This window comes from Pseudomonas persica (genome assembly GCF_900291015.1).
Classification (GTDB): domain Bacteria; phylum Pseudomonadota; class Gammaproteobacteria; order Pseudomonadales; family Pseudomonadaceae; genus Aquipseudomonas.
Window position 1 is genome coordinate 1 of record NZ_OLKL01000377.1, and the last position, 236, is coordinate 236.

1 protein-coding gene is annotated in these 236 nt (G+C 69.9%); it reads left to right on the forward strand.

Translation table 11 applies throughout. The features are described from left to right. On the forward strand, positions 1-236 hold a 236-nt coding region (locus tag FQ664_RS26960), incomplete at both ends, for a DUF4097 family beta strand repeat-containing protein (RefSeq protein ID WP_218570456.1).

Genomic DNA, 236 nt, shown 5'->3' on the forward strand with positions numbered 1-236 from the left:
CGTCGATGCCGGTCGCATCCAGCGCCTGGTGGTGGAGACGGTATCCGGAGGCATCGACCTGTCGGCGACGGCACTGGCACCAGGCGGGCGCATCAACGTCGAGTCGGTCAGTGCCTCGGTCAGCCTGCGCCTGCCGCGCACGGTGTCGGCGCAGCTGTCAGTGAACAGCTTCAGCGGGTCGATCAACAGCGACGCCGGCAAGGTGGAGCGGCCGCGCTATGGGCCGGGCAGCAGCC